This is a genomic window from Variovorax sp. OV329, assembly GCF_900114785.1.
Lineage (GTDB): Bacteria > Pseudomonadota > Gammaproteobacteria > Burkholderiales > Burkholderiaceae_C > Variovorax.
This window is the reverse complement of sequence record NZ_FOUG01000007.1, coordinates 92,731-106,310: the sequence shown is the minus strand read 5'-3', so window position 1 is coordinate 106,310 and position 13,580 is coordinate 92,731. Positions and strand designations below refer to the sequence as shown.

The 13,580-nt window shown below is 67.7% G+C and carries 13 protein-coding genes; 9 read left to right on the top strand and 4 right to left on the bottom strand.

All coding sequences use genetic code 11. The features are described 5' to 3' along the window. Nucleotides 1-115: 115 nt before the first annotated feature. From BM345_RS13830 to BM345_RS13800, 7 genes are all read left to right on the top strand, one after another. Nucleotides 116-1,276, top strand: coding sequence for a DUF2235 domain-containing protein (locus BM345_RS13830; protein ID WP_093380355.1), 1,161 nt, complete (start codon nt 116-118; stop codon nt 1,274-1,276). Nucleotides 1,277-1,409: 133 nt separating this feature from the next. Next, the gene (locus BM345_RS13825) at nt 1,410-2,039 is read left to right on the top strand and encodes a response regulator transcription factor (RefSeq protein WP_093380353.1); all 630 of its coding nucleotides are present in this window, start codon (nt 1,410-1,412) and stop codon (nt 2,037-2,039) included. Nucleotides 2,040-2,138: 99 nt separating this feature from the next. Continuing rightward, nucleotides 2,139-4,238, top strand: a complete 2,100-nt coding sequence (locus BM345_RS13820) for an ATP-binding protein (RefSeq protein WP_175545006.1) — start codon at nt 2,139-2,141, stop codon at nt 4,236-4,238. Nucleotides 4,239-4,264: 26 nt separating this feature from the next. After that, nucleotides 4,265-4,918, top strand: a complete 654-nt coding sequence (locus BM345_RS13815) for an FMN-binding negative transcriptional regulator (protein WP_093380349.1) — start codon at nt 4,265-4,267, stop codon at nt 4,916-4,918. Continuing rightward, nucleotides 4,915-5,142 carry a hypothetical protein gene (locus tag BM345_RS30405; protein ID WP_368086481.1) on the top strand — a complete coding sequence of 76 codons (228 nt, stop codon included), beginning with the start codon at nt 4,915-4,917 and terminating at the stop codon, nt 5,140-5,142. The genes BM345_RS13815 and BM345_RS30405 overlap by 4 nt, the downstream gene beginning before the upstream one ends. After that, nucleotides 5,139-6,257, top strand: coding sequence for a tRNA adenosine(34) deaminase TadA (gene tadA / locus BM345_RS13805; RefSeq protein ID WP_302847539.1), 1,119 nt, complete (start codon nt 5,139-5,141; stop codon nt 6,255-6,257). Before BM345_RS30405 ends, tadA begins: the two co-directional genes overlap by 4 nt. After that, nucleotides 6,254-7,225, top strand: a complete 972-nt coding sequence (locus tag BM345_RS13800) for an LD-carboxypeptidase (RefSeq protein WP_093380347.1) — start codon at nt 6,254-6,256, stop codon at nt 7,223-7,225. The genes tadA and BM345_RS13800 overlap by 4 nt, the downstream gene beginning before the upstream one ends. A gap of 70 nt (nt 7,226-7,295) precedes the next feature. Here the strand turns inward: BM345_RS13800 and BM345_RS13795 are convergent, their stop codons facing one another. Further along, nucleotides 7,296-7,628: a hypothetical protein gene (locus BM345_RS13795; RefSeq protein WP_093380345.1), complete on the bottom strand. Its 333-nt coding sequence runs from the start codon at nt 7,626-7,628 to the stop codon at nt 7,296-7,298. Nucleotides 7,629-7,962: 334 nt separating this feature from the next. Here BM345_RS13795 and BM345_RS13790 point away from each other — a divergent pair, with 334 nt between their 5' ends. Beyond that, the gene (locus BM345_RS13790) at nt 7,963-8,910 is read left to right on the top strand and encodes an adenylate/guanylate cyclase domain-containing protein (protein WP_093380343.1); all 948 of its coding nucleotides are present in this window, start codon (nt 7,963-7,965) and stop codon (nt 8,908-8,910) included. Nucleotides 8,911-9,012: 102 nt separating this feature from the next. On the opposite strand, the gene BM345_RS13785 is transcribed toward BM345_RS13790, so the two are convergent. Together BM345_RS13785 and BM345_RS13780 are read right to left on the bottom strand one after the other, a co-directional pair. Continuing rightward, a complete protein-coding gene (locus BM345_RS13785; protein WP_093380342.1) occupies nt 9,013-9,489 on the bottom strand; it encodes a hypothetical protein in 477 nt (158 codons plus the stop codon). Between the two features lie 16 nt (nt 9,490-9,505). Continuing rightward, nucleotides 9,506-10,378, bottom strand: a complete 873-nt coding sequence (locus BM345_RS13780; protein ID WP_139237519.1) for a DUF2092 domain-containing protein — start codon at nt 10,376-10,378, stop codon at nt 9,506-9,508. A gap of 238 nt (nt 10,379-10,616) precedes the next feature. Between BM345_RS13780 and BM345_RS13775 the strand changes: the two genes are divergently transcribed. Continuing rightward, nucleotides 10,617-12,269, top strand: a complete 1,653-nt coding sequence (locus BM345_RS13775; protein ID WP_093380338.1) for an acyl-CoA dehydrogenase family protein — start codon at nt 10,617-10,619, stop codon at nt 12,267-12,269. Nucleotides 12,270-12,305: 36 nt separating this feature from the next. Here BM345_RS13775 and BM345_RS13770 read toward each other — a convergent pair whose 3' ends face one another. Further along, the gene (locus BM345_RS13770; RefSeq protein WP_093380336.1) at nt 12,306-13,508 is read right to left on the bottom strand and encodes an ammonium transporter; all 1,203 of its coding nucleotides are present in this window, start codon (nt 13,506-13,508) and stop codon (nt 12,306-12,308) included. Nucleotides 13,509-13,580 lie beyond the last annotated feature (72 nt).

Sequence of the window (13,580 nt, the reverse complement as noted above, 5' to 3'; positions counted from 1 at the left end):
GGCTGGGCTCGCATCGGTCAGAAGGCCGGATCAATAAGCCGAAAGACAGCTAGGCAGTCCGCCCGCCCGCAGCAACACTTGGCCCCGTCGCGAAAGCAGCAGCGGGAGCGGGCGCATGTCCAAGAACATCGTGTTTTGTGCCGATGGCACCTGGAGCGGCCTGGGCCAGGGGGACGGCGACGACCGCGTGCAGGCGGCAGCCACCAATGTGCTGCGGCTGTTCGCGGCGCTCGACGGGCGCATCACCGAAGATTCGATGCGCAAGCGGGACGAACAGGAAAAGACAGTCACGGGTGAGGCCGGCGAACCGGTGCAGGTAGCGAAGTACCTGCACGGCGTCGGCGATTCGAGCAATGCCATCCGCAAGATCCTGGGCGGCGTGTTCGGCGAGGGCTTCATCGAGCGCATCGTGCGCGGCTACACCTACGTGTCGCGCAACTATGCCGCGGGCGATCGAATCTTCCTGGCCGGGTTCAGCCGCGGTGCCTACACGGTGCGCGCGCTGGCCGGAATGATCACGAAGATGGGGCTGCTGCCAGCGAAGGCGATGCAGGACGAGAGAGGGCAGCACGACCCTGAGCGCGCCTATCGGCTGGGCATTCACGTCTGGGCACGCTATCGCGAGCAGGCAGGCAAGCACAGCACGCTGCTGGGCTACCTGAGCGAGTTCAAGGGCGAGTCGATCGCGCTGGACCAGCTCGTGCGGGACGTGCCGATCGACACCGTCGCGGTGTGGGACACGGTGGGCTCGCTGGGGATTCCAGTGCATGGGGGCAAGGATGCGAACCGCGTCGACATCTTCCAGTTTGCCGACCTGATGCTGTCGCCCCGTGTCGGTGCGGGCTTTCATGCCCTCGCCATCGACGAGCAGCGCGCGGACTTCGCGCCCACGCTGTGGGAGCCGCGCGAGGGCGTGGTGCAGCGGTGGTTCTGCGGCGCGCATTCGGACGTCGGGGGCGGCGGGGCGCCCGGCAGCTTCTTCTCCGTGAACTCGCTGCGCTGGATGATCGCGAAGCTGGCTTCGCGCGGCGTGCTGTTTGCCCAGGCGCAGTTGCAGCCAGCGCTGCCGGCCGGCTTCTGCGCAGTGCATGCCTCGCATCTGGACCCGCCCTTCGACCTGCTGCCCCACGCGCTGCGCCAGTTCCCGCCCGATGCGCTCTTCCACCCGAGCGTGCAGGTCTTCCTCAGCAACTTTCCCGCGTATTCGACGGAGGCGCTCGAGGCCTGGCTGCAAGGCGGCGGCCGGCAGCTGGAGGCGGACAGGCTCAGCGAGTGAGCAGCAAGGCGAGCGCCGTGGGGCGCTTGCGACGGTGCATCTTTCCTGCGCACTAGAATGGCCGAAAACATGGCTGCCGCGTTCCAGGCTTCGCTCGGGACGTTCGGCAAGTCGGGTCAGCAGGGAGAACAAGATGCGAACGACGGTTATCGTCGACGACCACCCGGCCATTCGCCTGGCGGTGCGCTCGGCACTGGAATCCAGCGGTGTGTTCAAGGTGGTGGGCGAGGCCGACAACGGCCCCGCGGCGCTCAGCGTGATCCGCGCGAAGTTGCCCGCGCTGGTCATCCTGGACCTGGACCTTCCCAAGTTGAGCGGCCTGGAACTCATGGGTCGCCTGAGAGTTTCCAACCCGGACATTCATGTGCTGGTGCTGTCTGCCCAGCAGGAGTCCGTCTTCGCTGCGCGCGCGCTCCTGGCCGGTGCCAGCGGCTTTCTGAGCAAGTCGGAAGACCTGTCGGCCATCGTGCAGGCCGCCCGCTCGGTGCTGGCCGGCTACAGCGTCTTTCCGAAATCGGCGCTCTTTGCCGGGCCGCGACCGCCAAGCGGCGCGCAGGCCGGGTTCATCGACTCCTTGTCCGACCGCGAGGTCACCGTGCTGCAGTACCTGGCGCGGGGCCTGAGCAACAAGGAAGTCGGCGAAGCCCTGCAAATCAGCAACAAGACCGTGAGCAGCTGCAAGTCGCGGCTGCTCGAGAAGCTGAAGATCTCCACGATGGTGGAGCTGGTGGACTTCGCGCGCGCCCATCGCCTGGCCCTCTGAGGCTTCAGCTACCCCATGGATGCAAGGCCTGGCGTGCGCCTCAGGCACTGGCGCACGGTTGCGTGGGTTCTGGCAGGCGCCAGCCTGCTGGCAGCGGGCGTGTCCGTTGCCAGCGGCCCCTGGGACGCCTGGGGGCTGGGCGCAGTCTGGCTCGCCGCGGCCCTGGCATGGGCGCTGTGCCTCGCACTGATCGCGGATGGCCGCCAACGGCTGAGCGTCGAGACCGCGCGCCATCATGCGATGAAGATGGCGATGCGGGAGCAGCAGCGCTTCCAGCGTGCGGTACTTGAAGGCATGCCGCACGCCATCGCGGTGCGCGACGCGCAGGCCCGCCTGAGCTTCTGCAACGGCGCCTACCTGAAGCTGCTGGGCGTGTCGTGGCCGATGGTCACCGGAAAAAGCCTGCCCGAAGCCGTTGCCGAAGGCGAGAACGCCGGGCTGGCCCGTGACATTCACCAGGGCTACCTGCATCTGCTCGCCGAGGGCTCGGCGATAAGCGATGACCTGGACCTGCGCGTGGGCGGCGAAATGCGGCGCGTGATCCACTGGGCGTCGCCGATTGCGGTGCGGCCCGATGGCGCGCCGCAGGGCCTGGTGAGCGGTGTGGTCGACATCACCGCGCGCCATCGGCTGGCGCAATTGGTCGAGTCGGCCCGCTCGAAGGCCGAGGCGGCAAGCCGCGCGAAATCGGGCTTTCTGGCCACCATGAGCCACGAGATCCGCACGCCGATGAACGCTGTGCTCGGCGTGCTGGAGTTGCTGCTGCGCGAGGGCCGTCTCGCGCAGCCCGACCGCGACTCGGCCGAACTCGCGCTTGGCGCCGCGCACGCGTTGCTCAGCCTGATCGACGACGCGCTGGATCTCTCGAAGGTGGAAGCCGGGGCGCTGGACCTGGTGGCGCGGCCAATGCGGCTTTCGCGGCTCGTGCGCGAGGTGGCCGACGTGTTCCAGGGCCTGGCGTCGCAGCGGGGGCTTCGCTTCGAAATCGAGATCGACGAATCGCTCCAGGCCTGGCACGAGGCGGATGCAGCGCGGCTGCGTCAGATCCTCAACAACCTCGTGAGCAACGCAATCCGTTTCACCGACGCGGGCGAGGTCGCCATCCGGCTGGCCAGCCAAGGCGTGGCCGGCGGCGCGGAGTCGGTGCTGCTGGAGATCGCCGATACCGGCATCGGAATGGATCCGGAAGACGTCCGAAAGCTGTTCCGCCCCTTTTTCCAGGCGACGGCGGCCGGCGCGCGCACGCAGGGCGGCACCGGCCTGGGCCTGACCATCGCCCAGCGGCTCGTGGAGCGCATGGGCGGGGAGATCGCGGTGGACAGCCGGCGCGACAAGGGGACCAGCATTCGGGTGCGCCTGCCCTTGACCGTGTCGGCCCCGCCGGAACCCGGGGCGGAGACAGACGACGAAGACAGGAGCGGTCCACCTGCGCCCATGCCTGGGCGCCTGCACATCCTCGTGGCCGATGACCATCCGGCCAACCGCCTGCTGCTCCAGCGCCAGCTTGCCTTTCTTGGCTTTGAAGCGGTGGTGGCGGAAGACGGCCGACAGGCCCTGGCCATCTGGCAAGGAGGCGGCATCGATGCCGTCATCGCCGACTGCGCCATGCCGGTGATGGATGGCTACACGCTCGCAGCCCGGATCCGCGCGATCGAACAAGAGCGGGGCGGGCTGCGCTGCCCGATCCTGGGCTGCACCGCCCACGTGCGGGAGCAGGACCGGCACCTGGCGCTCGATGCCGGCATGGACGAATGCCTGGCCAAGCCGCTGGCCCTGGACGAGTTGCGGCGCGCCTTGCAGCGCCGCCTGCTGGATGCGCGGGTCCGAACGGTGCCGCAGCATCCGGCTGCCGACCTCGATGGCGCACTGAGGACCGTCGCGGGCGGCGACCCCGGGGTCGAGGCCGAGTTCCTGGCCACCCTGCTGCATGCTAACGTGGGCGACCTGGTCAGCTTGGCCGGCCTGGTTCGCACCGGCGCGGGGGCGCAGGCTGCGTCCCTGGCGCACCGCATCAAGGGGGCAGCGCGCCTGGTTCGGGCACGGCAGGTGCAGGTCGATTGCGAAGTGCTGGAGGCCGCGGTTCTGGCCGACCGCCGGGATGAAGCGCTGCATGCCCTGGCCGCGCTTCAGGCCAGCGTCGGCGAATTGAACAATGCGATCTCGAAGCGACTGCGGGAGGGCGGGTCGCTGGCACACTAGCCACTGGCCCCACCACACCTGCAGCCATGTACCTGCCACCTCAATTCAATGCCAAGGACCGCGCCGTGGCCGTCGAGCTCATGCGCGCCAACGCCTTCGCCAGCCTGATCACCACCGACGACGAGGGGCTTCCCTTCGTCAGCCATCTTCCGCTGGTGCCGGAAGAGCGCGGCGACGGCGAGCTGGTCCTTTGGGGGCACTGCGCCAAGCCCAACGCGCAATGGCGCCATCTCCAGGCCAGGCCGCAGGCGGTGGTCACCTTCCTCGGGCCGCATGCCTATATGTCGCCCTCGGTTTACCCGGACCTGGCGAGGGTGCCCACCTGGAACTACCTGGCGGTGCACTGCACCGTGCAGGCCCGGCTGGTGGAGACACCGCCGGAAAAGGACGCGCTGCTCAAGCGCCTCATCGGCGAGCACGAGCCGCCCTACGCGCAGCAATGGCGCGACCTGGGCGAGGAGTTCCAGCTGAAGCTGCTGGCCGGCATCGTGGGCTTCGAGCTGCGCGTCACCCAGCTGCAGTGCAAGATCAAGATCAACCAGCACCGTCCGGAATCCCACGTGGCACTGCATGCCCGCTATGCCTCGGGGTCGCCCGACGAGCAGGCACTGGCCGGCTGGATGCGCCGCCTGGGCCTGCAGGTGGACGCGATGCCCTCGCCGAAGGAGCTGGACTCGTGATCCGCATCTTCGGGCTGTTGGGGCTGGTGCTGGCGCTGGTGATCGTCGGCCTGCTGCTCAGGAAGCAGTTGGGCACCACCGTCGCGCCCGCCCTGCCTTCCGCGACGGGGCAGGCAGCGCCGGCGGCGGCAACGTCGAACCCGCGCCAGGTGCAGGAGCAGTTCAAGCAGTCGCTCGACGCCGCCATGCAGCAGCCGCGCGCGCTGCCCGACGAGGCCAAGTGAGCAGCGCAAGCCCTGCCAAGGACGGCAAGGATGCGCACTGGATGGCGCTGGCGCTGGCCGAGGCGCGTGCTGCCATGGACGCGGGCGAGGTTCCGGTTGGCGCAGTGCTGGTCAAGGATGGGGCGGTGCTGGCCACCGGCCGGAACGCGCCGGTGGCCGGGCACGACCCGACCGCACATGCCGAGATCCAGGCCCTGCGTGCCGCCGCCCGGGCGCTGGGCAACTACCGGCTCGACGGCTGCGAGCTCTTCGTCACCCTCGAGCCCTGTGCCATGTGCGCCGGTGCGATGCTGCATGCGCGGCTGTCGCGCGTCGTCTTCGGCGCGGCCGATCCCAGGACCGGGGCGGCCGGCTCGGTGGTGGACCTGTTCGCCCAACCGCAGCTCAACCACCAGACGCAGGTACAGGGCGGCGTGCTGGCCGAGGATTGCGCGCAGCTGCTGCAGGGCTTCTTCCGTGGCCGTCGCGAAGTGGCGAAGGCCGCCGCCCAGCCCCTGCGCGACGATGCCCTGCGCACACCCGAGTCCTGCTTCGACGGCCTGGCACCGTCCCCCTGGACGGAATGCCAGCTCGCGGACCTCGCGGCCTTGCAGGGATTGAGGATGAGCTACCTGGACACAGCACCGGATGCGGCACCCGGTCCGGCCTGCGTCTGCCTGCACGGCGCCGGACTGTGGAGCCACCATGAGCGCGGCCTGATCGAAGCGCTGCTCGCGGCCGGCGTGCCGCGTGTGCTGGCACCTGACCTGGTCGGCTTCGGCAAGAGCGACAAGCCCAAGCGCGAGGCCTTCCACACGGCCGACTGGCACCGGGATGTCCTGCAGCAGTGGCTTGAGCGAGTGGGTGTAGAGCGGGCCGTGCTCGTCGTCGCCGAGAGCATGCGAGGCCTTGGCGAGGCCCTGGCTGCCGCCGCGCCCGGGCGCGTGGCGCAATTGCTGATCGCCCCGGAAAGCCCCGCGCCGGAACTGGAAGACGCCCGGCGCGCGCCATTTCCCGATCGCGGCTACGAGGCCGCCTTGCGTGTCTTCGGCAAGCCCCGCAAGGCGCGGCAGGTCGCGCCCGGGGAAGCGAGGGCGCTGGCCCGGCGCGCAATGGGATACTTCGCCGCGACATGAGCAAGAAAAAGCACATCTACATCTATTCCCCCTCCAGCGCCGTGCGCGACAAGGCGGCATTCAAGCGCGGCGTGAAGCGCCTGAAGGCGCTGGGCCACGAGGTCGAGGTCGACGAGGCCGCACTGAAGAGCCAGCAGCGCTTTGCCGGCGACGACGCCACCCGCCTGGCGGCCATCGGCCGGGCCGCGGCCAGCGGCGCCGACGTGGCGCTCATCTCGCGCGGCGGCTACGGCCTGACCCGCATCCTCGACGCACTGCCCTACAAGGCGGTGGCCAAGGCCATCGACCGCGGCACCGAGTTCGTGGGCCTGTCCGACTTCACTGCCTTCCAGTTGGCCATGCTGGCCAAGACCGGCGCGGTGACCTGGGCGGGTCCGGCGCTGGGCGAGGACTTTGGTGCCGAAGCCGGCGCCGACGACATCATGGAGGCTTGCTTCGACGACCTGCTGCACGGGCAGGGCGAAGGCACCGGCTGGCGCCTGCCGGCGCGCGACGCGGCCGTGGGCGAGAAGCTGCGCGCCATCCATGGCGCCACGCTGTGGGGCGGCAACCTGTGCGTGCTGACGGCCCTGCTGGGCACGCCGTACTTCCCGGCCGTGGACAAGGGCGTGCTGTTCCTGGAGGACGTCAACGAGCACCCCTACCGCGTCGAGCGCATGCTCGACCAACTGCGGCACGCCGGTGTGCTGGCGCGGCAGAAGGCCGTCGTGCTGGGCCAGTTCACGGGCTACAAGAAGGTGCCGCACGACCGGGGCTTCGGCCTGCCGGGCGTGGTGGAGCGGCTGCGTGGCCTGCTGAAAGTGCCGGTGCTGACCGGGCTGCCCTTCGGCCATGTGCCGACCAAGGTGCTGCTGCCCGTCGGCGCCCAGGTCGAGCTCGCGGCGGACGGCCGCGACGTGTTCATGGTCTGGGGCCACCGCCACCATGGCCATGACGACCACGACCACGACCACGCACACCACCATTGAGGCGGCTGATGCCGGCGTGACGGGCTGATCTTGGGGAGGCGGCCTGCCGCGGGCGGGCAGGCGCGATGGGTCAGGAGGGGATGCGCCTATGGGTGCGCGGACCCATGGCATCGGGGAGGCGACCCCGGAACATGCTGTTGATCTGCTTCATCTGGTGGCGGGCCGAGCCTTCGCTGTCGATGTCGCCCAGGGCGGTCATCACGTCCTGGCGCAGGTACCACAGCGCTTCCAGGTCGTCGGCGAATTGCACGCGCTGGGCCACCCGACCGACCGAATGGCCACCGTGCAGGCGCAGCATGTTCAGCATGGCCACGCGGATCTCGCCGGCGCGCCGTTCCTCCGATTGGCGAAGGCCAAAAGTCGGGATCGGCAGAAAGCGAATGAGCTTACGCAGGGTCACCATGTTTACGAACTGTCTAGAGGTCAAACGTCCTGTTGCGTGGTGAACATTAACGGTGGTGGGGTGGCCTAGACAAGATGGTTAACAGTTAATCTTGTTCAAAAACAACATAGTTCACACAAATGCTCATGAGGCTTCAGAGGAAAGCCAACCTTCGTATTACTTTTTCTCGCTATCCCCAACATTGAGGAGAAGTGTTGTGCCAAATCGCCAGAGCGCCACGGTTTCTCGATGTTTTGCAAGCGGGCAGGGCGACATTTCCGTGCGGAATGTGACTATTTGCCATAATCACCCAGGCGATCGCAAGGAAGGGATCGCGAGGAAGCATTACTAATACATGGGCGCTCAAACGACGGTTGTATTTGCCGATCTGACCGGCAGCACGCGCGTATTCGAAGCCATGGGCAATGCGCGGGCTACCGAGACGGTCACGCGGCTGATCCAGTGGATCGGGAGCGTGTGCGAAGCCCACGGTGGCCGGGTCGTGAAGTCGCTTGGTGACGGCGTTTTCGCCGTCTTTACCAGTGGCGGCACCGCCACCGGCGCCGTGCTCGAGCTCCAGCGCAATCACCAGAAGCGCCTCCTGACCTGGCCCGCACCCCTGCGCATGGAGCTGCAGATCGGCGTGGCCAGCGGCGAAGTGGTGGAGGTCGATGGCGACTGCTACGGCGACGCGGTCAACCTGGCTTCCCGCCTGAGCGACCTGGCCGGGCCGAGCCAGATCTGGGCCACCGAGGCAGTGATCGACCAGTTGGGCGGCGTCGACGCGCGCCATCGCAACCTGGGTCCCATCAACATCCGCGGCAAGAACGAGATGCCGGTGGTCTACCGCATCGACTGGCAGGACGAGGTCACGGAGTTCCTCACCATGCCCGCAACCCTGGTGCCACCGCAGCGCGTTCCCGATTCCACCTTCGGCCAGATCGAGCTGAGCTGGCTGGACGTTCGCACGTCCTTCCGGGCCACGCAGCTGCCCATCCACCTGGGGCGGGTGGACGAGGCGCAGTTCGTGGTGAACGATCCGCGGGTTTCACGCCTGCATGCGCGCATCGAGGCGCGCAGCGGCAGCTGCGTACTGGTGGACGTGAGCACCTATGGCACCTGGGTGCGCTTTCATGGCACCGCAGGCGCCAGCGGCGAGATCGCGCTGCGCCGCGAGGAGTGCGTTCTGCACGGCAGCGGCGAGATCGGCCTGGGCGCGCCCTTGAGCGACTTCAGCGCGCCCACCATCTCCTTCAACACCACCGGCGGCAACCTCGACCTGGCCCGGCGCAACGCGCGCTGAACTGCGTCCGCAACCATTTTCAACTGCCGGCCTTGCGCCGGCAGTCGCGCCTCTCAAGGCCGCGTGCCTGGCGCCGTTGGGCCGGGGATTGGAGTCCGTGAATCAGGGTGCCGGTACCACGACGTACTGCACTGCGGTGCCCACGTACTGCGGCTGGTAGTACACGCCGCCACATTGCTGATAGACCACGGCGCCGGCCTGCACCGGAACACAGGCAGGCGGCAGGGTGCGCGTCATCGAGCCGATAACCGCGGCCGTGGTGGCGACGGCGGCAGTGGCCACCGCGGCGGTGGCCACCGGGTGCCAGTTGCGGTCCACATCCACATCGACGTTCACATTGCGGTTCACGTTGGTGTTCACGTTCCGATTGACGTTGGCATTGACGTTTCGGTTGACGTTCGTGTTGGCGGTGGCGCCCACGTTGCGATTGACATTGGCACTGGCACTGCGGTTGACCGAGGTGCGTGTGCCGCCGCTGACCATGCGGTCGGCCATGGCCTCCTCGGCCAGCGACACGAACAGGGCACTGGCCAACAGGGTGGAGAGCAAATAGCGCGTCTTCCAGAGCTTGCGATTCATTTGGCGCTCCCTTTCTTCACTTGGCGGCCGGCTGCTGCTGTGCATTCTTGGGAGCCTGCGTGATGCGCATCGCTCCCTTGGCGGGCGTGTAGGTGAATTCGCCGGGCCGCGGACGGATGCTGGTGTACCAGCTCAGGTTGGCGATGTACTGCGGCTGCTGGACTTCGTCGGTGGTGGTGATGACCAGCTTGCGCGGTAGCGGCTGCTCGCCCTTTTGTATCCACACCTGCCAGTCCACGGCGTCCTGGCGCAAAGCGAAGTGCTCGACTTCCACGCCGTCGATGTAGGCCGGGCCGATCAGGATGGCCGAGGTGAGATTGTTGACGCTGTCCTCGGTGGTGCCCCAGGTGAACAGGTCGCCCAGCGGCATGTCGATGTCGTACTCGTCGAGCATCTTCCTGAGGACGCTGCCCACGGTGCCGGAGGCCGGCATGCTGGCGTAGTAGTTCATTCGCGGCGCCACCTGGGTGAGCGTCTTGCCGTCGTAGTAGAAGTCGCGCCAGACGCGGTCGCTGCGAACGAAGGCGCGCAGCTTGTCGGGTGCCACGAAGCGATAGCCCACCACGCCGCCGAACTGGATCTTCTGGCCCGTGTCCATCACGTCGTCGATGGTGGTCTGCGAAGTCACCTGGAAGGTCTTGAGCGAGCGCAGGTAGGCGCTCATTTCCTTCATCCGGGCGATGACGGCGGGGTTCTTCTCCGGCGCAGGTGTGGCCGCGGCCGGCCTGGCGGCGGCGTCTGCGCTCGTGCTGGAAGCAGCTGGCGCCGCGGTGGGGGCGCCTGGCGTGCTCGAGCAGCCGGCGAGCACCAGGCCGCCGCATACCAGGGCCGCGCAGGCCAGTGGCCGGCGCAAGCGCGCAAGCTGCGCAAAAAGAGATGGCTTCGTCAATTGAACCTCCTTGTTCTTTCATCCAATGACGCGGCGCAGTCTCGCAGTGGCACCTGAGGCTGTCAATCGAACATCCAGTGCAAATTCGTGTCCGATCCCCTGAGCCGGAACCTGAACAGGCAAGTGCGACAAGGGCCGGGTTCGCTCGGCGGTGCAAATCCGAACACCCCCATGCGTCGATTTGCCTAGACTTTGATTCCAAGCATTTGCACGAAGACAACGCCTGGGGACGATCACCATGGATTGGAAGACACACGAGATCAGCAACCAGTTCGACGAACTGTCGGACTACAACCTCTACGGCACCGACGTGGCGCTGCGCGAAGCCATGGAGCGAGGCGGTGCAGACTGGGCCGACGCTTCGCTGGCGGACTATGGCGGCAGGCTGGGCGAGGCGAAGACCTGGGCATGGGCGGCCGAAGCAAACCGGTTCACGCCGGAGTTCGAAGGCTTCGACGCGCGTGGCCGTCGGATCGACCAGGTCCGGTTCCATCCCTCGTGGCACGAACTGATGCGCCTGCACCGCGAGGCCGGCTCCATCTCGACGGCCTTTCGCGATGCACAGCGGCGGGGCCGCTGGACCGCCTGGGCCGCGCACTTCTACATGGAGGGACAGGTCGAGGCCGGAGCCATGTGCCCGCTGTCCATGACGCAGGCCTCCATCCCCGTGCTCAGCAAGGAGCCCGGCCTTTGGGCGCGCTACGGCGACAAGCTGATGAGCGACAGCTACGACCCCCGCGACATCCCCATCGAGCAGAAGTCCTCCATCTGGATCGGCATGGGCATGACCGAGAAGCAGGGCGGATCGGATGTTCGGGCCAACACCACCACCGCCACGCCCGTCGCCGCGGGCGGCCGCGGCGGCGAGTACCTGGTTCGCGGCCACAAGTGGTTCTTCTCGGCGCCCATGTGCGACGCGCACCTGGTGGTGGCACGCACTGCCGAGGGCGGACCCTCCTGCTTCTTCGTGCCCCGCTGGAAGCCTGACGGGAGCAAGAACCCTATCCTCATCCAGCGCCTGAAGGACAAGGTGGGCAACCGCAGCAATTCCAGCAGCGAGGTCGAGTTCCAGGACGCCTGGGGCATCCTCATGGGCGAGGAGGGCCGAGGCATTCCCACCATCATCGAGATGGCGACCTACACGCGGCTGCACTGCGTGCTGGGCAGCGCGGCGATGCTCAGGCAGGCGGCGGTGCAGGCGATTGCGTACGCACGCCAGCGCAAGGCCTTCGGCAACGTGCTGGTGCGCCAGCCGCTGATGCGCGGCGTGCTGGTCGACCTGGCGCTGGAAAGCGAGGCCGCGTTGCAGTTGGCGATGCGACTGGCGCAGGCCTACGAGAACGGCGACGACCCGGCACAGCGCGCATGGAAGCGCGTGATGACGCCGGCGGCCAAGTTCTGGGTCTGCAAGCGCGCGGTCGAGCTCACGGGCGAAGCCATGGAGGTCTTCGGCGGCAACGGCTACGTGGAGAACGGCCCCATGGCGCGCCTGTTCCGCGAGGCGCCGGTCAACTCGATCTGGGAAGGCTCGGGCAACGTGATGTGCCTGGACGTGATGCGTGCCATCGGCCGCGAACCGCAGGCCGCCTTCGAGCTGCTCGATGCGCTGGCGCAAGGTGCGCAGGGTGATGCGCGCATCGTGGGCGAGCTGCAGGCGCTCCGCGAGATGCTCGCCACGCCGCCTGAACAGCTCGAAGGCCTGGGCCGCCGCTTCGCGCAGCGTCTGGTGCTGGCCGCGCAGGCCTCGCTGCTGCGCCAGAATGCGCCGGCCTTCGTGGCCGACGCCTTCGTGGCGACTCGCTTCGACCCGCAGTGGGGCCGTGTGGCGGGGGCCGTCGATACGCGCGGAATCGACATCGACGCGCTGCTGCAGCGGGCCTTGCCGGCTTGATGGAGAAGCGTCGGCGCGCGTCGCGCGCCGGGGTCGTCACCAGGTCGGCTCGCGCTCCGGCGCCGAGGTGATGCGGTGGATCGACAGGTCGGCGCCGGTGTACTCTTCTTCGCTCGAGAGGCGCAGGCCCAGCAGGGTCTTGAGTGCACCGTACACGGCGCCGCCCGCCACCAGTGCCCATGAAACGCCCAGCAGTACGCCGATCAGCTGCGCGGAAAAGCTCACGCCGCCCAGGCCGCCCAGCGCCGTCTGTCCAAAGATGCCGGCGGCAATGCCGCCCCAGGCGCCGCACAGGCCGTGCAGCGGCCACACGCCCAGCACGTCGTCGATCTTCCATTTGTTCTGCGTGAGCGTGAAGGTCCAGACGAAGAGGCCGCCTGCGACCGCGCCCACCACCATGGCGCCCAGGGGGTGCATCAGGTCGGAGCCGGCGCAAACCGCCACCAGGCCGGCCAGCGGGCCGTTGTGGACGAAGCCCGGGTCGTTCTTGCCGATCAACAGCGCGGCCAGCGTGCCGCCGACCATGGCCATGAGCGAGTTCACCGCGACCAGGCCGGAGATCTTGTCGAGGGTCTGCGCGCTCATCACGTTGAAGCCGAACCAGCCCACGGTCAGTACCCAGGCGCCCAGCGCCAGGAAGGGAATGCTGGAGGGCGGATGGGCGCTCAGGGAGCCATCGCCGCGGTAGCGATTGCGCCGGGCACCCAGCAGCAGCACGGCCGGCAATGCCAGCCAGCCGCCCATGGCATGCACCACCACGGAGCCGGCGAAGTCATGGAACTCGTGGCCTGTGAGGCCGGAGATCCAGGCCTGCACGCCGAAGTGCTTGTTCCACGCGATGCCTTCGAAGAAGGGGTAGACGAAGCCGACGATCACGGCCGTGGCGATGAGCTGCGGCCAGAACTTGGCACGCTCGGCGATGCCGCCGGAAATGATGGCGGGGATGGCGGCCGCAAACGTGAGCAGAAAGAAGAACTTCACCAGTTCATAGCCGTTCTGCCTGGCCAGTTCTTCGGCGCCCACGAAGAAGTGCGTGCCGTAGGCGACGCCATAGCCCACCAGGAAATAGACGACGGTGGAGACCGAGAAGTCGACGAGGATCTTCACCAAGGCATTGACCTGATTCTTCTTGCGGACCGTGCCCAGCTCAAGAAAAGCGAAGCCGGCATGCATGGCCAGCACCATGATCGCTCCGAGAAGGATGAATAGCGTGTTTGCGCCCTGAGTTGGTGCGTTCATGAAGTTTGGTGATGAAAATGCTCTTGAATGGTGCGAGACGGTGTCTGCGTCGACGTGAAGCGCCGATTGAAA